General features: G+C 69.7%; 12 protein-coding genes. 9 read left to right on the plus strand and 3 right to left on the minus strand.

Features of this window, described 5'->3' with window-relative positions:
* The first annotated feature begins 75 nt into the window (after nt 1-75).
* The 8 genes from KUTG_RS14650 to KUTG_RS14685 all read left to right on the plus strand — a co-directional run bounded on the left by KUTG_RS14650 (nt 76) and on the right by KUTG_RS14685 (nt 9,961).
* Entirely contained in the window at nt 76-768 is a 693-nt protein-coding gene (locus KUTG_RS14650) for a response regulator transcription factor (RefSeq protein WP_043729379.1), read from the plus strand.
* Nucleotides 768-2,495 carry a sensor histidine kinase gene (locus KUTG_RS14655; protein ID WP_043717391.1) on the plus strand — a complete coding sequence of 576 codons (1,728 nt, stop codon included), beginning with the start codon at nt 768-770 and terminating at the stop codon, nt 2,493-2,495. The genes KUTG_RS14650 and KUTG_RS14655 overlap by 1 nt, the downstream gene beginning before the upstream one ends.
* Nucleotides 2,496-2,709: 214 nt before the next feature.
* Nucleotides 2,710-3,885: an FAD-dependent monooxygenase gene (locus KUTG_RS14660; protein WP_043717392.1), complete on the plus strand. Its 1,176-nt coding sequence runs from the start codon at nt 2,710-2,712 to the stop codon at nt 3,883-3,885.
* A complete protein-coding gene (gene recQ / locus KUTG_RS14665; protein ID WP_043717394.1) occupies nt 3,882-5,699 on the plus strand; it encodes a DNA helicase RecQ in 1,818 nt (605 codons plus the stop codon). The genes KUTG_RS14660 and recQ overlap by 4 nt, the downstream gene beginning before the upstream one ends.
* A 404-nt stretch (nt 5,700-6,103) precedes the next feature.
* Entirely contained in the window at nt 6,104-8,557 is a 2,454-nt protein-coding gene (locus tag KUTG_RS14670) for a sensor histidine kinase (RefSeq protein ID WP_043717397.1), read from the plus strand.
* 21 nt (nt 8,558-8,578) lie between these two features.
* Nucleotides 8,579-9,013 (plus strand): roadblock/LC7 domain-containing protein, encoded by a 435-nt coding sequence (locus tag KUTG_RS14675; protein WP_043717399.1) that lies wholly within the window; start codon nt 8,579-8,581, stop codon nt 9,011-9,013.
* Between the two features lie 2 nt (nt 9,014-9,015).
* Nucleotides 9,016-9,387, plus strand: a complete 372-nt coding sequence (locus tag KUTG_RS14680) for a DUF742 domain-containing protein (RefSeq protein WP_043717401.1) — start codon at nt 9,016-9,018, stop codon at nt 9,385-9,387.
* Nucleotides 9,388-9,400: 13 nt separating this feature from the next.
* Nucleotides 9,401-9,961 (plus strand): GTP-binding protein, encoded by a 561-nt coding sequence (locus KUTG_RS14685; RefSeq protein WP_043717403.1) that lies wholly within the window; start codon nt 9,401-9,403, stop codon nt 9,959-9,961.
* A 243-nt stretch (nt 9,962-10,204) separates the two neighbouring features.
* On the opposite strand, the gene KUTG_RS14690 is transcribed toward KUTG_RS14685, so the two are convergent.
* The 3 genes from KUTG_RS14690 to KUTG_RS14700 all read right to left on the minus strand — a co-directional run bounded on the left by KUTG_RS14690 (nt 10,205) and on the right by KUTG_RS14700 (nt 19,266).
* Entirely contained in the window at nt 10,205-15,346 is a 5,142-nt protein-coding gene (locus KUTG_RS14690; protein ID WP_063753718.1) for a type I polyketide synthase, read from the minus strand.
* Between the two features lie 754 nt (nt 15,347-16,100).
* Nucleotides 16,101-17,009 carry an RluA family pseudouridine synthase gene (locus KUTG_RS14695; protein ID WP_043717405.1) on the minus strand — a complete coding sequence of 303 codons (909 nt, stop codon included), beginning with the start codon at nt 17,007-17,009 and terminating at the stop codon, nt 16,101-16,103.
* 115 nt (nt 17,010-17,124) lie between these two features.
* Nucleotides 17,125-19,266, minus strand: a complete 2,142-nt coding sequence (locus tag KUTG_RS14700; protein WP_052396590.1) for an RICIN domain-containing protein — start codon at nt 19,264-19,266, stop codon at nt 17,125-17,127.
* Nucleotides 19,267-19,468: 202 nt separating this feature from the next.
* Here KUTG_RS14700 and KUTG_RS14705 point away from each other — a divergent pair, with 202 nt between their 5' ends.
* The gene (locus tag KUTG_RS14705) at nt 19,469-20,860 is read left to right on the plus strand and encodes a hypothetical protein (RefSeq protein ID WP_043717409.1); all 1,392 of its coding nucleotides are present in this window, start codon (nt 19,469-19,471) and stop codon (nt 20,858-20,860) included.
* The last annotated feature ends 187 nt before the right edge of the window (nt 20,861-21,047 follow it).

The raw sequence follows: 21,047 nt of genomic DNA on the forward strand, positions 1-21,047 counted from the left end.
GTCACCATCACGGACGGTTATGAGGAACTTGTCAGGATCCGGTGGCCCGCGCGTGGCCGACCTATCATCGGTGCCATGTGCGCCCACATCGTGCTGGCCGAGGACGACGAGAAGCAGGCGGAGCTGGTCCGCCGCTATCTCGAGCGTGAGCGGCACACGGTTGTCGTGGTCGGCGACGGCCGGGCGGCCATCGACACGGTCCGGGCCAACCGGCCGGACCTGCTGGTGCTCGACGTGATGATGCCCAAAGTGGACGGTCTGGACGTGATCCGGGTGCTGCGGGCCGAATGCGACGTGCTGGTGCTGATGCTGACCGCCCGCTCGACCGAGGACGATCTGCTGCTGGGCCTGGACCTGGGCGCCGACGACTACATGACCAAGCCGTTCAGCCCCCGCGAGCTCGTCGCCCGCGTGCGGACCCTGCTCCGGCGGGTCCAGCGCACGCCGGAGCCGGACGACCTGCTGCGCGTCGGCACGCTCACCGTCGATCCCGGACGGCACGTGGTGACCAGCGACGGCCACCGCATCGAGTGCACGCCCGGTGAGTTCCGGCTGCTGGAAACCCTGGCCGGGCAACCGGATCGGGTGTTCACCCGGCAGCAGCTGCTGGCCCGGCTGCACGGCTTCGACCGCTACATCACCGATCGCACCATCGACGTGCACGTGATGAACCTGCGCAAGAAGATCGAGCCCGATCCGCGCCGCCCGGTCCGCCTCGTCACGGTGTACGGCGTCGGCTACAAGCTCACCGGCGAGGAGAGGCCCTAGTGCTCGCCCGACTTCTGGCAGTGTCCATTGTGGTCGCTGCCTGCTCCATCGCGGCCACGGCCTGGCTGGCCATCCAGACCACCAGCGTGGCCATCCAGCAGGAGCAGGGCCAGGCCATCAGCTCCGGCAACCGCATCTACGAGGACCTCGTCGCCTACGCGGCCCGGCACCCGAGCTGGGACGGCGTCCGCACGGAGGTGTCGGTGCTGGCGCAGGAGACCGGCCGCCGGATCGTGCTCACCGACCAGAATCGCCGGATCATCGTCGACTCCGAGCCCGGCGGCCATCCCCTGCCCGTCAGCGCGTCGGCCGGCGTCGACGCCCTTTCGGTCGACCAGAGCTTCGCGCCGGACCGGATCTCCCCGTCGGCGATCGGGCCGTACGCGCTGAGCCAGGACGACATCGCGTTCCTGAGCGGGCTGGCGCAGCGGGCGCTGGACTGCGTGCGGAACCGGGGCGCCGTCGGCACGATCACCGAGCTGCCCAGCGGCCGCCCGCGGATCCAGAGCCCCGACGCGGCCAACTGCGCGAAGACCCTCAACCAGCCCGTGAAGTCCGAGCAGGCCGCCCTGGAGCAGCTGGACGGCCTGGTCAACGAGTGCCTGTCCCGCCAGCACCTGCCCCCGGTCGCGGTGGACCTGGACTTCTCGTGGCAGGTCCAGGCCGCGCAGGCCGCCCCGAGCGGGGTCGCGCCCGAGCGCGACGACCAGCGGGTCCAGGACTGCGTCACCACCGGCCGGCACGAGCAGCTGACCCCGTTCGTCGCGCCGGCCGCCCTGTTGTTCGTGACCAGCCCCGGCGGCTCGGTCACGCCCAGCACCTTCGACCTGTCCGCCGGCAACAAGGTCCGCATCGGTCTGGCGGCCGGCGGCGTCCTGGCTGTCACGATCCTGATCACCGTGCTGGCCGGCCGCCGCTTCACCCGGCCGCTGCGGGCCCTGACCGCCGCCGCCCAGCGCATGCGTGACGGCGACGTCAGCGCGTCGGTCCGGATCAGGCGGCGGGACGAGATCGGCCGCCTGGCCGGGGCCTTCAACGACATGGCGGCCAGCCGCGCCCAGGTCGAGCGCCTGCGCACCGACCTGATCAGCGACATCGCCCACGAGCTGCGCACCCCGCTGAGCAACATCCGGGGCTGGCTGGAGGCGACCCAGGACGGCGTCAGCGAGCCCGACGAGGCCCTGATCGCGTCCCTGTTGGAGGAAGCCGTGCTGCTCCAACACATCATCGACGACCTCCAGGACCTGGCTCAGGCCGACGCCGGCACGCTGCGCCTGCACCGCGAGCCGGTGTCGCTGACCGAGCTGACCGCCCAGGTCTGCGCCGCCCACCGCGCCCGCGCCGACGCCGCCGGCATCGAGCTGCGGGGCGACGGCGACGGCGAGATCAGCGCCGATCCGGTCCGGCTGCGGCAGGTCGTGGACAACCTGGTGACCAACGCGATCCGGCACACCGGGCCGGGCGGGGTGGTCCGGATCGAGGCCCGCCGCGAAAGCAAGCACGCCTTCGTAGCCGTCAGCGACACCGGATCCGGAATCGCTGGCGAGGATCTCCCCCACGTGTTCGACCGCTTCTGGCGGGCCGAGAAGTCCCGCAGCCGCCAGACCGGCGGCAGCGGGCTCGGGCTGTCCATCGTCAAGAAGCTGGTCGAGGCCCACGGCGGCACGGTCGGCGTGGACAGCGTCCTGGGCGAGGGCTCTCGGTTCTGGGTCAGGGTGCCGGGATAACGACGGGGCGACCACGCTGACGACGGCCAGTTCCTGTCATACCCGGCTCGTAGAATCAACCCGGCACTGTCAGCGCATTCCCGCAGGTCCAGGCCTCGCTGACCGGGCCGCGCACCGCTCACCACGATCCTCGTCCGCCGCGGTCAGCGCGCGATCAGTCAACGGTCAGCGCCGGACGCGACGGTATGACCACACACCGAACGAGGAGGCAGAAATGACGAAGATCCTGGTTTCCGGAGCGAGCATCGCCGGCCCGACCACCGCCTACTGGCTGCACCGCCACGGCTTCGAGGTCACCGTGGTCGAGCAGGCCCCGACCCTGCGGGCCGGCGGCTCGGCCGTCGACTTCCGCGGCGAGCAGCTGGAGATCCTGCGCAAGATGGGCGTGCTGCCGCAGATCGAGGCTCTCAGCACCCAGATGGGAGACGTGACCATCGTCGATCGCGACGGCCGCTTCGAGGCCAAGGTGCCGGCCGCGGTGATGAGCGGCGAGGTCGAGATCCCCCGGGGCGACCTGAGCCGGGTGTTGTACGAACACACCAAGGACAAGGTGGAGTACGTCTTCGGCGACAAGATCACCTCGTTGACCGAGCACGCCGGCGGCGTCGACGTCACCTTCCAGAAGGGCGCCCCGCGCACGTTCGACCTGGTCGTCGGCGCGGACGGCTCGCACTCCGGCGTGCGGTCGCTGGCCTTCGGCCCCGAGCAGGACTTCGCCACCGACCTCGGCTACTACGTCGCCTACTTCACCGTGCCCAACCACCTGGGCCTCGACCACGACGGCCAGATGTACTCCGAGCCCAACCTCGGCGTCATGGTCACCAGCCACCTCGACCAGGACACCATGGGCGTGGCCATGTACTTCGCCTCCGAGCCGCTGACCTACGACCGGCACGACGTCGAGCAGCAGAAGCGCATCCTGATCGACAGGTTCCGGGACGCCGGCTGGGAGGTCCCGACCATCCTCGACGGGCTGGCCAGGACCGACACGCTGTTCTTCGACTCGCTCACCCAGATCCGGCTTGACAAGTGGTCCAAGGGCCGTGTCGTGCTCGTCGGCGACGCGGCGTGGGCCGGCGGCCCGGGCAGCGGCGGCACCGGCCTCGGCATGATCGGCGGCTACGTGCTGGCCGGCGAGCTGGCCACGAAGTCCAGCTACAGCGCGGCTTTCGAGGCGTTCGAGGAGGTCATCCGGCCGACCGCGAAGATGGGCCAGAACCAGGCCAAGCAGTCCGGCGGCTTCTTCGCGCCGGGCAGCGACCGCAGCATCCGCAACCGCAAGTACGTCTACCGCGTGCTCAACACCAAGCCCATGACCGGTCTGCTGACCTGGCTGGTCAACCGCTCCGCCGACTCGCTCCAGCTGCCGGACTACACTCGGGCGGCGTGAGTGATCCGGCTCAGGTACTGCGCACCGTCTTCGGCTACGACTCGTTCCGCGGCGACCAACAGGACATCGTGGAGCACGTCGTGGCCGGCGGTGACGCGCTGGTGCTGATGCCCACCGGTGGTGGAAAGTCCCTGTGCTACCAGATCCCCGCGCTGGTCCGTGACGGCGTGGGGATCGTCGTCTCGCCCCTGATCGCGCTGATGCAGGACCAGGTGGACGCGCTCAACGCGCTGGGCGTGCGGGCCGGTTTCCTGAACTCCACCCAGGATCCGGGCGAGCGCCAGATGGTGGAGGCGCTCTACGTCGCCGGCGAGCTCGACCTGCTCTACCTGGCGCCGGAGCGGCTGCGCATGGAGTCCACGCCGCGGCTGCTGGAGCGGGGCAAGATCGCGCTGTTCGCCATCGACGAGGCGCACTGTGTCTCCCAGTGGGGGCACGACTTCCGGCCGGACTACCTCCAGCTGTCCCACCTGCACGAGCGGTGGCCGGACATCCCGCGGATCGCGCTGACCGCCACCGCGACGGAGGCCACCCGCAAGGAGATCGCCAGCCGGCTCAACCTGGAGCAGGCCCGGCACTTCGTCTCCAGCTTCGACCGGCCCAACATCCAGTACCGGATCGTGCCGAAGAACGAGCCCAAGCGGCAGCTGCTGGAGCTGCTGCGCACTGAGCACCAGGGCGACGCCGGCATCGTCTACTGCCTGTCCCGGTCCTCTGTGGACAAAACCGCGGAGTGGTTGACGGAGCAAGGAATCGCGGCACTGCCGTACCACGCGGGGCTGGACGCGAGGACCCGCGCCGAGAACCAGTCCCGGTTCCTGCGCGAGGACGGCCGGGTCATGGTCGCGACCATCGCCTTCGGCATGGGCATCGACAAGCCGGACGTGCGCTTCGTGGCTCACCTGGACCTGCCGAAGTCGGTCGAGGGCTACTACCAGGAGACCGGCCGTGCCGGCCGCGACGGCCTGCCGTCCACGGCGTGGCTGGCCTACGGCCTTCAGGACGTGATCCAGCAGCGCAAGATGATCGACACCTCCGAGGGCGACGACACGCACCGGCGACGGCTCGGGCAGCACCTGGACGCGATGCTGGCGCTGTGCGAGTCGGTGGAGTGCCGGCGCGGCGGCCTGCTGGCCTACTTCGGCGAGACGCTGACCGAGCGCTGCGGCAACTGCGACACCTGCCTGACGCCGCCGGAGTCGTGGGACGGAACCGTTGCCGCGCAGAAGTTCCTGTCGGCGGTGTTCCGGCTGGACAAGGAGCGGCGGCAGCGCTTCGGCGCCGGGCAGGTGATCGACATCCTGCTGGGCCGCAAGACGGCCAAGGTCATCCAGCACGACCACGACGGCCTGACGGTGTTCGGCATCGGCGCCGAGCTCAACGAGTCGGAGTGGCGCGGCGTCACCCGGCAGCTGCTGGCCCAGGGGCTGCTGGCGGTGGAGGGCGACTACGGGACGCTGTCGCTGACCGAGGCCAGTGGGGACGTGCTCGGGCGCAAGCGCGAGGTCCGGTTGCGCCGGGAGAACGCCGCCAAGCCGCCCAAGGCCGCCCGAACCGCCAAAGCGGCAGCGGCCGCCGCGGAATTGCCGGCCGAGGCCGCGCCGATCTTCGAACAATTGCGTTCGTGGCGCGCTGCAACCGCGCGTGAGCAGGGAGTGCCCGCCTATGTGATCTTCCATGACGCTACGCTGCGTCAGATCGCGACCCAGGCCCCGAGCTCGCTGGCGGAACTGGGCACGGTGAGCGGTGTCGGCGAGAACAAGCTGGCGAAGTACGGCCAGGCCATTCTCGACACTCTCGCGGCGGGCGTATAGCGGCTGCGAACGATGGCTGTCAACCAGAACAAGCCACCTTTCCCTTTACCCATGTTGATCTTTGCCCGAACACCGCCGAAGGAGTGAACCGGCGGAGCGGTGGAGTGCAGTTCTTGCCGGAATGCGATAGCGCGACCCAACCCGGAGCGACCGTTCGGCGCAAGGTGCTGTACGTTCATCGCAGTAGCCAGCGAATGCCCTGATGGGCGTCCGGAGGCCCATTGGGCGGCGTTCGCGGATCTGCTAAGTTTCTCGGCCGCGGGAAGATCAACAGCAAGCGTGCGATCGTCCCGCGCCCGCGAGTCGAAGGCTTATGCACCAGGTAGGAACAGCTGTCGTAGAACCGGACCAGTCGAAGCCGACAGAGACCACCTGCACGTCCACGGGGTCGGTCATGGAGCGCCGTGAAGAACAAGAGTGATTCCAGCAAAGACGACAAGTCGATCCGGTCACGACTTGTCGGCGCGGTATTGATCCCCAGCATCACGCTGATCGTGCTATGGACGGCCGGCGCGGCCTACCTGGTGTTCGACGCATTCTACGTGAAAGCCGTCGTCTCCAGCGTGCGCGACATCTCCATTCCCGCCGTGACGGGCCTGGTCTCGGCCGAGAAAGAGCGCCAGCTCGGCATGGCCTATCTGGGCAAACCGGCCACCGGCACGGCCGAGCTGCACAACCAACAGCAGCAGACCGACCAGTCCTTCGCGGCGATGCGGACGGCATCCGAGGCCGTGCTCGCGAGCGCGCCGGTCGAGGTCGTGCAGAGCGCGCAGAAGCTCTACGCGAGCATCGACCAGCTACCCAAGATCCGTGCACAGATCGACACGAAGAGTATCGACAAGGCTGAGGTCTATACCTTTTACAACACGCTCCTGGACAACGCGTCGAGCCTGTTCGACACCCAGGGCCGCATTCTTCCGGTGGTGACCGTCGCGCTGGACGGCGCGACCACCACCGAGGTCTTCCGGGCCACCGACCAGATGTCCCGCGGTGCGGCCCTGGTCGCGGCCGGCTTCGCGACCAACTCGCTGACCCCCGAGGACTTCCGGGCCTTCACCAACCTGGTCGGCACCTACCACTCCGAGCTGGACAAGTCGGTGCCGTTCCTGCGGCCCGACATCCGCGGCAAGTTCCAGGCCCTGTTCGACGGCGACGCCTACAAGCAGCTGGTGGCGGCCGAGAACGCCCTGATCGAGCACGGCGTGTGGACAAAGGGCGCGACCGGCGTGCCGATCGGCGAGGCCAGCTGGAACACGCTGTCCACCCAGGTCCTCGACCAGCTCACCGAGCTGACCATCTCCAACGCCAACGAGGTCTCCACCCAGGCCATCGACGACGCCAACCAGCAGCTGACGCTGGTGGTCATCGGCTCCATCGTCGCCCTGATCGCGGCCATCGGCGCCATCGTGGCCGCGGTCCGGGTGTCCCGGACCCTGGTCGACCGGACCCTGGTCACCCGCCTGGCCCGGCTGCGGGAGGAGGCGCTGCAGCTGGCCCAGCACCGGCTGCCCGACATCGTGCGGCGGCTGCGCGAGGGCCAGACCGTGAACGTGCGGGCCGAGCTGCCCGACCTGGACTACGGCCGGGACGAGATCGGCCAGGTGGCCGACGCGTTCAACGCCGCCCAGTACACCGCCGTCACCGCGGCCGTCACCGAGGCACAGGCCCGCGACGGTGTGCACAACGTGTTCCTCAGCATCGCCCACCGCAACCAAGGGCTGGTCCACCGCCAGCTGAAGATCCTGGACACCATGGAACGTGGCGAGGAGAACCCGCAGCAGCTGGAGCGGCTCTTCCAGCTCGACCACCTGGCCACCCGGGCCCGGCGCAACGCGGAGAACCTGATCATCCTGGGCGGCGAGCTGCCCGGCCGGCGCTGGCGCAAGCCGGTCAAGCTGGTCGACGTGCTGCGGGCCGCCGTGTCGGAGACCGAGCTGTACCACCGGGTCCAGGTCGAGCGCGGCCCGGACGTGTCGGTCGTCGGCTCGGCCGTCGCCGACACCATCCACCTGATCGCCGAGCTGGTCGACAACGCCACCTCGTTCTCCCCGCCACGCTCCCAGGTGCTGGTCAGCAGCACCCTGGTGGCGCGCGGCGCCGTGGTCGAGGTCGAGGACCAGGGCCTGGGCATGAGCGAGGAGGACCGGGACCGGGCCAACCGGATGATGGCCGAGTCCCCCGAGTTCGACGCCATGGCGCTCAAGAGCGACTCCCGCCTCGGCCTGTTCGTGATCGCGCGGCTGGCCAACCGGCTGGAGATCAACGTGGAGTTCCGGGTCTCGCCCTACGGCGGCACCCGGGCCATCGTGCTGCTGCCCTCGTCCGTGCTGGCCAGCGGCGGACCTGTCGACCGCGGCCCGGAGACGGTGCAGCTCACCCACCAGCAGCAGGTGGCCGCCGCCGAGTCCGGGGTGGCCGCCGTCGAGTCGGACAGCTCCGAACTCGACGAGTTCTGGGCACTGAGCCGTTCGCGTCTTGCGGACAAGGTTCAGACCACCGAGAGTCTTCACGGTGCACTGGACCCCATCCCGCCCGGCGCCGACATCGCCGAGCGACTCACGCCCAGCGGCGGCTCCTACTCGCTGCCGGTCCCGACCGGCGTGACCCGCTGGCCCGAAGCGGAGGACGTGGACGAGGCCCCGCCGCCCGTCGTGCCCACGATCCGACCGGTGCTGCCCCAGCGGCAGCCCCAGAACAGCCTGGCGCCGCAGCTGCGCGGCGATCTCGACGACGAGCCCGAGCTGGAGATGGACGACGACATCCGGTCGCCGGAGGAGATCCGGCACACCATGTCGGCGTACCAGGCGGGTTCGCTGAAAGGCCGTCAAGCGGGCGAGTACCCGGACTCTCGAGCGTAGGAACAGGGAAGTCAGGACCTGATGAACGACAAGGCGCATTCGGAAACGGATCTGAACTGGCTGCTGGACAACCTGGTCGAGCGGGTGGTGGACGCCAGGCACGCCGTCGTGCTCTCGGCCGACGGCCTGCTCATCGGCAAGTCCGACGGGCTGTCCAGGGACGACTCCGACCAGCTGTCCGCGATGGCCTCGGCCTTCCAGAGTCTGGCCAGAGGCGCCGGCCGGCACTTCGGGGGCGGCCAGGTCCGCCAGACCATCGTCGAGATGGAGCACGCCTTCCTCTTCGTGACCGCGGCCGGCCGGGGCGCGTGCCTCGCCGTGCTGGCGGTGGAGAGCGCCGATGTCGGGCTGATCGCGTACGAGATGAACCTGCTGGTCAAGCAGGTCGGCGTGTACCTCAGCTCGGCGCCGCGCAATCCCGAGGCGGCGACGGCTGACAGTGGGCAGAGGGCGTAGCGATGGCCGACAACGACGCCGAGTGGTTCGACGAGGCAGCGGGCCCGCTGGTCCGCCCGTACGCGATGACGGGCGGCCGGACGCGGCCGGGAGCATCGTGGCTGGACGTGGCCACGCAGGTGGTGACCGTGCCGTCCACCGTCGAGCGGGTGGGCATCGGCCCCGAGCAGCACGCGATCCTGGAGATGTGCCACCGGGCACTGTCGGTGGCCGAGATCGCCCACTACGTCAACGTCCCCCTGGTCGTGGTCAAGGTGCTGATCAGCGACCTGATCGACCGGGGTGACGTTGTTGTCCGTCCTCCCGCCCAGGCGCTGCGCGCGCCGGGCCGGGAACTACTTCAGGCGGTTCTCGATGGTGTCCGTGCACTCTAACCAGTCATCGACTGTGGTCCCCGAGTCGGTGAAGATCCTGGTGGCCGGTGGCTTCGGCGTCGGCAAGACCACCCTGGTGGCGTCGGTCAGCGAGATCCCGCCGCTGAGCACCGAGGAGCTGCTGACCGAGGCCAGCACCGGGGTGGACGACCTCGCCGGCATCGAGGGCAAGACCACCACCACCGTGGCCCTGGACTTCGGCCGCATCACCATCAGCCCCCGGCTGGTGCTCTACCTGTTCGGCACGCCCGGCCAGGACCGCTTCTGGTTCATGTGGGACGAGCTGGCCCGCGGCGCCATCGGGGCCATCGTGCTGATCGACACCCGCCGCCTGGACACCAGCTTCGCCGCCATCGACTTCTTCGAACGCCGCGAGGTGCCGTTCATCGTGGCCGTGAACAACTTCGACGGCTCCCACCACTACGAGCCCGACGAGATCCGCTCCGCCCTGGCCATCAAGGAGGGCGTGCCGATCGTCAACGCCGACGCCCGGCAGCGCGACTCCAGCAAGCTGGCCCTGATCAAGCTGATCGAGCACGCCATGACCAAGATCCCCGAGGGCGCGCCCGCGTAGTCGGGGGATGTGGTGACGGGGGCGGGCCGCCACCAAGTCCGCCCTCACACCGCTGTGTGCGAGCAGATCCGCCTTCACATCCCACACGGCGTGTTGCGCCGGCGGGCTGACTCCAGTCCCCACCCGCGCACCGCTCTGCCCACGGCGTGCCCCAGCCCATGCCGAAGGTCCGCCCCGCCCCTTGGCGGTGGTCGCGTTGGAGACTCCGCCCACCCGTCTCCTCCGCCGGATCTCCATCCACCGCTACACCGGGTCGGGATGCAGCTGCCCCACCCCCAACAGCCCCGCCACGAACTCCGCTATCCGTGCCACCGACGGGTAGGTCCACAGCAGCGTGGCCGGCAGGCTGACGGGCAGCTTCTTCTGGAGCTTGCCGCGGATGGTGATGCTCATGACCGAGTCGATGCCCATCTCGGTGAGCGGGCGGCGGGCGTCCATCTCGGCGACGGGCAGGCGCAGCTCGTTGGCGACGACCGTCAGGACCAGGTCGGACAGGCGGTCGAGGGTGAGCTCGTCCATCTGCTCGGCCGGCTCGGCCGAGGGCTCGTCGGTGGCGAGGTCGCCGAAGACCGGCAGCCGTCGCTCCCCTGCGGCCATGGCGGTCAAGGGTAGGACCGCCAGATAGGGGGAACTGAACCGTTCGGCCCATTCCCAGCACTGGAAAGCGTCCACAGTGGACAGGTCGGTGGTGCCCTGGGCGGCCATGACGGCGGCGAGGGCCTCGACGGCGTCGGCGGCCATGCCCCGACCACGCCAGGCGGTCCAGGCCAGGCTCTGGGTGTTGTCGCCACGGTGGGCGGCCAGCACGTCGAGCACGCTGTTGGCCGAGGCGTAGCTGATCTGCCCGGGCACCTGGAAGACCTGCCCGCACGAGGAGAACAGCACCAGGAAGTCCAGGGAGCCGGGCGGGAACAGCTCGTGCAGCACGAGCGCGCCGGAGACCTTGGGCCGCAACACCTTGCTCAGGCTGCTGCGGTCGACCTGGGAGATCAGCTGGTCGTGCAGGACGCCGGCGGCGTGCACGACGCCGCGGATCGGCGGCAACTCCAGGGAGTCCAACACCTTGGCCGTCTTGGCCGCGTCGGCGATGTCCAGCGCCACGGGATGGACTGTCACGCCGAGGGATTCCAGAGCGCCGATGGCGTCCAGTCGCCGTCGGACGATCGGATCCGTGACGTGGGGCCAGTCCCGGCGGGGCGGCAGCGGGGTGCGGCCGGCCAGCACGAGCCGGCGGGCGCCGCGGCCGACCAGCCAGGCGGCGACCTCCAGGCCGAGATCGCCGAGCCCGCCGGTGACGAGATACGTGGCGTCGGCCCGGAGTTCGACGGGGGTTCGGTCGGGCGCCCGGTCGACCGCGGCCAAGCGAGCGACCTCGACCTCACCGGCGTCGAGCGACAGGATGTCGTCGCGCGGGGCCGCGCGCAGCAGCCCCAGCAGGCCCTCGATGCCGTTGGTCAGATCGATGGTGCCGCCCCAGAACTCGGGATGCTCGTTGGCGGTGACGCGGCCAGCGCCCCACAGCGGCGCATGCGCGACCGCCGAGGCCTCAACGGCGTCGCGCACGCCACGGGTCAGGCACCACAGCCGAGGCTCGACCGCCGCACCCAAACCGTTGAGCCGCTGGACGGTTCGCGTGTAGCGCCACGCAGTGGTGGCGACCGCGTCGTCCAACGAGTCGCCCGGAAGCGCCGGCGCGAACAGCACGACGCTCTGCACGTCGAAGTCGCCACGAAGGCCGGTCAGCTCCTCGGGTTCCCGCACGTGCACGCAGCGCAGGCCGCCGACGACGAACTGGGAAGAGATCTCGCGAACGAACTCGTTGTCGTCACTGATGATCACGGCCAGGCGAGGGTCGGCCATGCGGTGCGTCGGCTCCGGATCGGGCAGCGGCCGCCAGGCGAGCTCGTGCACCAACCGCCGAGGGTCCGTCACGCCGCCGTCGACGGAATCCAGCAACCCGAAGCGAACTCCGTGCACGACCGCCACCGGCGCGCCGTCGGCGTCGGCCACCCAGACGTCGACGGAGTCGAGCGGCGAGTCCGGGTTGGTCCGCGCCGACACCTGGATCTCGTTGGGCGGCAAGGCATCGGCCACCGACAGCAGCTCGATGTGCGCCGGCATTCGTTGCACGGCACGGTCCGGCAGCACCAACGGCGTCAGCGTGACCGCCGCGTCGAGGGCATGGGCCCACGACAGCGGCCCGTCGCCCATGGTCATGCGCGCGAACATCTCGCCGTCACCGCTGCGCAGTTCCGTGGCCTGCCAGTCGAAACCGAGGCCATCGGCGCCCATCTCCGCCATCAGCTCCGGCACGGCCGTGCCGTCCATCACGGTCGCGCACCGCTCCCGCGACGCCCCGAAGTCCGGGAAGTCGTTACCCTCCAATGGGCTGTGCGAGGCGACGGCCGTGGTGTGGGTGAGCCAGCTGTCGTCGTCCTCACCGTGCGGACGGCTGGCCAGGGTCAGCACGCCGCCCTGCCGGATCACCTGCACGTCCCGACTCGGCTCCACCGCCAGCGGAACCCGCAGGTTCACGTCCGTGAGCCCGGTGAGCTCACCGGTGGCCAGGAAGCTGTTGAGCAGCACCGCCGCCGGCACGATCTCCACGCCGTGCACGGGATGCTCGCCCGGGTACGGCCGGCTGTCTTCGTCCAAAGTGGTCTGCCACATCCGCGTCGGGCTGCCGCCGCCGATGGTGACCATGGCGCCCAACAGGGTGTGGCTGTCGGGATCGTGGCCGGCGTCGGCCGAGCGGGCCTTGCCGGTGTGCCAGTACGGCCGGTGCTGCCAGGCGTTCGTCGGCAGGTCGACCAGGGCCAGGTCAGGGTGGACCCGGCTCCAGTCGACGGACACGCCCCGGCAGTGCAGCGCCGCCAGGGCGGTCAGGAACTGCTTCGGCTCAGGTTCGTTGCGCCGCAACGTGCCGATGATGGCGCCCTCGCCGGCCAGCATCTCGCCGACGGAGTGCACGACCAGCGGGTGCGGGGAGACTTCGAGGAACAGCCGGTGCCCGTCCTCGATCGCCGCCTCCACGGCCGCGGTGAACCGGCACATCTCGTACATGTTGACCGCCCAGAACCGGGCGTCCCTCGACGTCTCGGCCCGCGGGTCGGGAAGCGTCGTGTTGTAGGCCGGCAGGGTCTGCGGCCGGGCCTCGATGTCGGACAGCGCGGCGATCACGTCGTCGCCCAACGGCTTCAGGTGGTGGCTGTGGTAGGCGACGGGCGTGTTGATGCGGAACGCCTTGGTCCCCTCGGCCTCGCACTCCGCGATCAGGGCGACGACCGAGTCGATGTCCCCGGAGACCACTGTGGACGTCGGCGAGGAGGTGATGGCCGCGGCCAGGTCCCCGCGGCCGGCGAGCCGCGTGACGACCGTGTCGAAGTCCAGGTACACCAACGCCATCGCGCCCTGCCCCTCGACGCGGCGCATGATCATCGCCCGCCGGCACACGCTGCGGGCGGCGTCGGAGAGTGTGAGCGCTCCCGATACGACGGCGGCGGCGTACTCGCCGAGCGACTGGCCGAGGACCGCGGCCGGGACCACGCCGTAGGAACGCCACAGCGCGGCCAGGGCCACCTGCATGGCGAACGTCGCCGCCTGCATGTGGTCGACGTGCTCCTGATCGTCGCTGACGAGCAGGGCGTGCGCCCCGACGCCCAACTCCTCGAAGAAGATCGGGTCCAGCTCGTCGATCACGGCGGCGAAAACCGGTTCGGCGGCGACGAGTTCTCGGCCCATACCGACCCAGTGCCCGCCGTAGCCGGAGAACACCCACACCGGCGCGGGATTCTCCATGGTCTCGGCCGAAACCAGGCCCGGCGCGGGGTCGCCGGCGGCCAGGGCCCGCAGTCCGGAAAGGACGGTGTCACGGTCGCCCACGACGGCGGCGCGGCTGGACAGGTGGGCTCGCCGCCGGGCCAGCGTGGCGGCGACGGCGGAGAAGTCCTTGTCGGGGTTGGACTCCAGCCAGCCGGCCAGGTTCGCCGCGTTGGAGCGTAAGGCCGCCTCGGTGCGGGCCGACAACGGCAGGGCGGTCTCGAAGACGCCGTCCCGGACCGGAACCGCGATCTCCGGGGCCTGTTCGACGACGATGTGTGAGATGGCGCCGCCGTAGCCGTAGCAGGACACACCGGCCCGGCGCAGGCCGTTGTGCGGCCACGGGGTCGGCTCGGTGACCAGCCGGAGTCCGTTGTCCTCCCAGGGAATCTCCGGGTTGGGCGTTGTGACGCCAACGCTGGGCGGGATCTCGCCGTGGTGCACGGCCAGCACGGTCTTGATCAGGCCGGCGATGCCGGAGGCCGCCTCCAGGTGCCCGATGTTCGGCTTCACGGAGCCGATCAGGCACGGCTGCCCCGCCGGCCGTCCACGCCCGACCACATCGGCCAGCGCGGCGGCCTCGATCGGGTCGCCGACCGGCGTGCCGGTGCCGTGGGCCTCCACGTAGTCGACGGCCTCGGGCAGGATGCCGGCGAGCTCGTAGGCGTCGGACAGCATGGCCGACTGGCGGTCGGTGCTGGGGACCATGATCGCCTGAGTGCGGCCCTCGTGCCGGGAGACGCTGGCCCTGATCACCGCGAGCACCCGGTCGCCGGCCGCGAGGGCGTCGTCGAGGCGCTTGAGCACCACCGCGCCCGCGCCCTCGCCGCGCCCGTAGCCGTTGGCGTCGGCCGAGAACGACTTGGAGCGCCCGTCCGGGGAGGTCGCGCCCATCTCGTCCAGCGCGACGAAGCCGTGCGGGGTCGGCAGCACGCTGACGCCGCCCACAATCGCCGCCGAGATGCGGCCGGCGGCCAGCCGCTCACAGGCGAGATCCACGGCCGTCAGCGAGGAGGCGCAGGCCGTGTCGACCGCGAGGCTCTCGCCGAACAGGTTGAGGAAGTACGACACGCGGTTGGCCACCGCGTAGTAGGTGCTGCCCATGCCGGCCCACGGCTCGACATCGGTCATGTCCTCCAGCGTGCGGCGGCCGTATTCGGCGAACGTCACGCCGGCATAGACACCGGTGTTGGTTCCGCCGAGCGAAAGCGGGTCGATACCCGCGTGTTCGAGGGCCTCCCACACCACTTCCAGAAACAGCCGCTGCTGCGGATCGGTCACCTCGGCCTCACGCGGAGAAATGCCGAAGAAATTGGCGTCGAACCCGTCGAGGTCGTTGAGGTAGGCGGCACGCGTCGACGCCTTGCGTAAGGCGGACGCCAATTGCGGGTTGCCCTCGACATACGGCTGGAGACGTTTCGCCGGCATAGCGGAGACGGCATTGCCGCCGCCCATGACGAACGACCAGAAATCCGCGACCGAGTGCAGATCGGGAGCGAATCTGCACCCGAGTCCGACGACGGCCACCGGAATGAACTCATGCCGCGGCTGACGGGTCGCGCCCACCGGCACCTCCTGCTCGAGCCCCACTTCGATGTCAAACGACGCGCGAAAACAAGCCTCCCGTGCGAACCACGGTGGCCTCGTGACGAAGTAGACCGGCGACCAGCACCGACCACGGCAGACCGTCTACAGTGGTCGGTCACACGTGCGCTCAGACGCTATATGACGACGCCGACGGCCCCATACCGCCCACCCGGTGATTCAGCATTCAACCGCGATGACGCAGCGCTGTCGCCCAATGAAATGACAACGTTGTCAGCCCGGAACGGGCGACCGGTGCGAACCTATTTTCGATCGGTGCGTGCACAGGTCTCGCGTCGAACTCGTCGAAGCCGTCGCCAACGCGGCCCCTCTCTCCCGGCTGTGGCGTATCGGACATCGGAAGACATTACCCGGACGACAAGACCGAGTGAAACGAGTGACGATAACGCCACATCACCGCTTCGGCGGTGACGCACGGGACCTGCGATGATCACCGAGCGCCACCGGGACAGGCGGGTGACCAGCGGCGACCGCCGAGGGTGGCCGGGATGCGGCCCGCTGTGCGGGCGGCCTCGGGGCTCCTGCCGCGGCGGCGGGGTGGCCATGGATCCGTCCCGGGCACACCGGGGGCCGGGAGGGCGCCGCCACGCTCCCATCGGGTTCCGACCACACGGAACGCCGGCGTCCCGAAAGGCCGGAATACCGGACGCGCGTTATGCAGGCCACCGAATACCGACACGCGCCGGTATCGTTGAATGGGCAATCGAATCGACGGTCAGGACCAGGCCGACAGGCGCAGCCGGCTCTCGAAGCGACGGTGCTCTCCGGACAGCGGATCCCGGAACTCCAGCGTCTTGGCCAGCAGCTGGAGTGGATTCGTGAAGTCGTCCAACGGTTTCTCGGTGAGCACCGGGTAGAAGTCGTCGTTCAGGATCGGAACACCGAGCCCGGCCATGTGCAGGCGGAGCTGGTGAGTGCGGCCGGTGCGCGGGGAAAGCCGGTACCGACCGAGGCCGCCGCGTTGCTCGACAAGGTCCACAACGGTCTCCGCATTGGACTCGCCGGGCACCTCCTGAGCGACGATAACGCCCTTCTCCTTGACAATCCGACTGTGGACGGTCGTCGGCAGGACCACATCGGGGTCGTAGCCGGCGATCGCCTCGTATTCCTTGTGCACCAACCGATCCCGGAACAACGTCTGGTACCGGCCGCGAACCTGAGGTGTGATCACGAACATCACCAGGCCGGCCGTGACCCGGTCCAAACGGTGTGCCGGCACCAGGTCCGGCAGATCCAGCTCCCGCCGCAGCCGCACCAGCGCCGTCTCGGCGATGTGCTGTCCACGGGGGATCGTGGCCAGGAAGTGGGGTTTGTCCACCACGAGCAGATCCTCGTCGCGGTGCACGATGCCGATCTCGAACGGCACCGGCGTCTCCACCGGCAGGTCCCGGTGGAACCAGATCACCCCGTCCGGCACGAACGGCGCGTCCGGGCCCAGCGGTCCGTCGAGGTCGACGATCCGGCGCTCCCGCAGCATCTCGTCGATGCGCTCGGGATCCACCCGCGGCAGCCGGAACACCAGGTGCTCACGCAAGGTCCGCCACGGCCCCTCGGCCGGCATCCGCATGCGCACCGGGTCGAGGCCGAGGCGCTGGGGCAGCGGGGGCTTGGCGCGACGTCTCATCTCGCCACTCACCCTACGTCACCCCGTTATGCAGGGAAGGACGCCTTACCCTCGTTGAACGAGGGTAAGGCGTCCTTCCCTGCATCGGCTCCGGTGGTTCAGCGAACCGCGATCATCACGGGTAGCTGACGATGTTCACCGGGCTGGTGTTGGTCGGGGTCTGCGCACCGGTGTCGTTGATGACGTGGGTGATGGACCCCTTGTTGCCCAGCGACAGGTCAAGGATGTTGTGGAACTTGACGTTGCCGTTCTGCGGCGCCTCGAACGAGTGGTAGTTGACCACGCTCGGGTTGGTGTTGAAGAAGGCGTACACGCCCATCCCCCAGGCCTCGTGGCTGGTGACGTTGGCGCCCACCTTGTACGAAGCCCAGCCCTGGGTCGAGCCGTTCATGTACGCGCTCTGGTTGGGCACGTCGTAGGGCATCTCGCTCTGGTAGAAGATCGTCTTGCCGCCGTTGCCGTTCCAGATCACCTGGTACTGCTGGTAGTGCTCGGCGAACAGGCCGTACGCGGTGACGTTGTTGCCGTTCACGACGAGGCCGTTGGCGCCGGTGTTGGTGTTCCAGCCCGAGGTCCCGTTGTTGTCGTCGTGGTCGGCCCGCCAGATCCAGGTGTCGTCGGTGATCACGTTGTTGCTGTTGACCACCAGCGACCGGGTGGCCTTGCCGACGGTGGCGCCGCCGAGGCGGAAGTGCACGTCGGACAGCACGGTCGGGTCGGCGGAGTGATCCGCCGACGCGCCGTTCGGGCCGACCTGCAGCAGCTGCTGCGAGTTGACCGTGCCGCCGTCCATCAGCAGGCCGGCGATCTTCACGCCGTTGACGTCGGCCACCTGGATGGCGGTGATGCCGTTGTCCGGCACGAAGGTCGCGACGCCCAGGCCCAGCACCACGGTGTCCGGACGCGTCACGTTCAGCGTCTGGTTGAGGTGGTAGATGCCCGGCGTGACGATCAGGTTCTTGCCGGCCGCCAGGGCGGCGTTGATCGTCGAGGCGGTGTCGCCCTGCTTGACGATGTAGAAGCCGCTCATCGGCAGCGAGGTGCCGGCCGGGTTGCCTCCTGCCCACGAGGTGCCCGAGCTGTTGGTGCGCAGCGCCGGCACGAACACGCTGTAGTTGCCGCTGCCGTCGACGTACAGGTACGGCTTCTCGGCGATCACCGGGCTGGTGTTCAGCGTGGTGTACGGCGGGTTCGGGAACGTGTTGCCGGGCGCGCCCTGCACGCCGGAGAACACCATGTTCCAGTTCTGGCCGTTCCAGCTGCCGATCTGGTCGTTGCGCGACAGCCACTGCTGCTGCGAGCCGGAGATCACCTGGCCGGTGACCCGGGAGTCGGCCAGGAAGCCGCCGGAGGACCAGCCGTTGTCGTCCAGCTTCAGGTTGCCGTTGACCTGCACCCGGCGCAGCGGGTCGGCCTGGGACACGGCCCAGGTGTTGGTGCCGCCGGGCGGGTTGATGGTCAGGCCCTCGGCGTCACGCCAGAAGTTGCACGTGGCGTTGCCGCCCATCCAGTCGGCCTCGACGTGCACCTGGCCGTTGATGGTGACCTGGCCGGGGGTCAGGCCGAGGCCGGCGACCTCGGTGTAGAAGCCGACGTTGGCATCCACGTTGTAGGTGCCGGGCGTGAACAGCAGCGCGTAGCGGCCGGTGCCGAACTGGGCCGACTGCTGCTGGTTGAACACCGAGTTGAGCTTGTTCTGGATCGTCGACTGCGGCGTGGACGGCGTGAAGACCGACACGTTCGGGCCGAAGTCCGGGGTGCCGGGCGGGGGCGGCGGCGGAGGCGTGGTGCCGCCGCCGCTGAGCGAGAACGTCTGCGCGGCGGAGCCGTTGCAGGTGTACTGCTGCAGCTGCACGCTGTCGTTCACGGACGCGCCGGGCACGTCGAGGCACTTGCCACTGTTGCGGTTGATGAAGTGGTAGTTGCCGTTGCCCTCGTCGACCGGCTGCCACTGCTGGTTGGCGCCGCCGCCGTAGGTCCACAGGTGGACCACCGCCGAGTCGGCGGTCGACACGTCGGCGACGTCCCAGACCTGGGCGGTCGCGGTCGAGGCGCCGACCTGGTAGTAGCCGGAGTCGGTGGCGGTGAACGTCCACGACTGGGCTGCGGTGCCGTTGCAGGTGTACTGCTGCACGGCGGTGTCGTTGGCGGTGGCGGCGGAGCGCGCGTCGACGCACTTTCCGCTGCCCGCGTTGGTGACGGTGTAGGTGCCGGGAGACACCGCGGCACTGGCCGCGGGCACCATGCCGAAGGTCATGGCGGTCGCGGACAGGGTCACGACCGCCGCGGCGAGCGCGGTGGTACGCACAGGGGTCACAGGGCCCTCCTGCTTCGCTGGGAGAGGACAGGTCTGAGTTGGCGGCCCCGACGAGGCCGAATGTTATGGGGGTCACAGAGGGGCGTCAATACACGCCTTAAAATAAGACCAAGACGATCTCGTCGACGAGGATCATGCTCGCATGGCGACAAGGCGTCCGATCAGCACCGGGACCGCCGTGGCCGGCCTGGCGGCGACGCTGGCCCTGGCCGCACTGGCGGTGCGGCTGCCGGCGTTCGCGCCGCTTCTGGCGGCCGTTGCCGGCTGGCTCGGCGTCGAGACCTGGCTGCGACACCGTGTCGGGACCGCCGGGTTCCGGCACAGTCTGCACGATCAACTCCTCCGGTCACGGGCGGGGTACGCGTCCTCACAGCGAGCGCGTTTGGCTCAACAGCCCGGAAGCGCGACGGCGCAGTTCGTGCTCGACCAACTGGACGCGAGCGATGGGCCGATCCCCGCATTGTTGCCGTTCCGGCCCCATGCCGACCTCCGCAGCTACGCCGCGGACGAGCTCGCGGCGCAGCACAAACCCTTGCGCAAGCGGACTTCGACCGGGTCGACGCTCGCGGCCGAGCTGTTGCGGGCCGGCCTGGTGTATCCGGTGCTCGCTCACGTTCCCGGCGTGAAACCCCGCTGGACAAGGGAAATCCTCGGGGCCATGGTCGCCTGCGCGCTGGCCGTGGCGGCGATGGCCTGGCTGGAACAAACCTGGAACATCAAGCCCGCCACGTATCACCGGACGATCACCTTGAGCCTCGGTCTGGCTTTGGGCTGTCTGCTGCCGTTGGCCGAGGTCGTGCTGGCGACGTCGAGCGGCCGTCGCATCCGGATAGCGGCGGCCACCCTGACTCCCCTGGCCTTCATGCTGTGCTGGACGATCCGCAAGTCGTGGGACACGAGCTGGTGGCAGCACGGCTTCGGCGCCCGCGAATGGCTTGTCGTGTCAACGATTGCCGTCATATCGCTGGCCGTCGGCCTGGGCACGTCGTCGACGCGTGGCCGCAACCGCCTGTCGCCGCAGCGGATCACGCAGCTGGCGTGGCTGTCCGTCGCGTCGATCGCCGCCATCGGGCTCGGGCTGCTGACCCCCGTGTTGGCCGGCCCGCCGCCGGAGCCGCAGTTCCGCCACGTGTCGGCGTGCGCACTGCTGCCCCGCGAGGCGCTGGCCCGGATCGCGCCGTTCATCGACGGGCCGCCCGGGGTCACCTTCAGCGAGGCGACCGTCAACGGCTGCGAGTGGTCCCAGACCCACGGGCCGCTGCCGATCCTGTTCATCGCGATCGACGCGTACGTCGGCGACGGTGACATCGAGACGTCGAAACGGGAGTTCGCGCTGTCCGTCGCCGCCGTCGGCGGCGCCGCGCGCACCGTCGACGGGCCGTGCGACCAGACCACCGAGGTGCGGGGCAGCCACGGCATCGAGATGGTGGTGCGCTGCGGCAACCTGGTTCTGACGGTGTTCAGCCTGGATCCCGACCCGAAACTGGCGGCGCGACTCGCCGAGGAGGCCGCGCGCGTGGCAACCGCTGGTTGATCTCCCGCTGTGGAAGACTGTGCCGGCGATGTTCACCCCAACGGACCTGGCCGACCTGCTTGAGTGCGAGCACCGGAGCGTGCTCGACCAGGCGCTGACCGCCGGGCTGCCCGGAGCTCCGCGGCCCGATCCCGGCGGCGACCAGCTGGCCGTCAAGCACGGGCAGGCGCACGAGCTGGCGGTTCTG

This window comes from Kutzneria sp. 744 (assembly GCF_000568255.1).
Lineage (GTDB): Bacteria > Actinomycetota > Actinomycetes > Mycobacteriales > Pseudonocardiaceae > Kutzneria.

What these genes read in the sequence shown, in the direction of transcription:
- KUTG_RS14650 (WP_043729379.1), top strand. Translation starts at nt 76, where the DNA reads ATGTGCGCCCACATCGTGCTGGCCGAGGACGACGAGAAGCAGGCGGAG.
- KUTG_RS14660 (WP_043717392.1), top strand. Translation starts at nt 2,710, where the DNA reads ATGACGAAGATCCTGGTTTCCGGAGCGAGCATCGCCGGCCCGACCACC.
- KUTG_RS14675 (WP_043717399.1), top strand. Translation starts at nt 8,579, where the DNA reads ATGAACGACAAGGCGCATTCGGAAACGGATCTGAACTGGCTGCTGGAC.
- KUTG_RS14680 (WP_043717401.1), top strand. Translation starts at nt 9,016, where the DNA reads ATGGCCGACAACGACGCCGAGTGGTTCGACGAGGCAGCGGGCCCGCTG.
- KUTG_RS14695 (WP_043717405.1), bottom strand. Translation starts at nt 17,009, where the DNA reads ATGAGACGTCGCGCCAAGCCCCCGCTGCCCCAGCGCCTCGGCCTCGAC.
- KUTG_RS14700 (WP_052396590.1), bottom strand. Translation starts at nt 19,266, where the DNA reads ATGACCTTCGGCATGGTGCCCGCGGCCAGTGCCGCGGTGTCTCCCGGC.
- KUTG_RS14705 (WP_043717409.1), top strand. Translation starts at nt 19,469, where the DNA reads ATGGCGACAAGGCGTCCGATCAGCACCGGGACCGCCGTGGCCGGCCTG.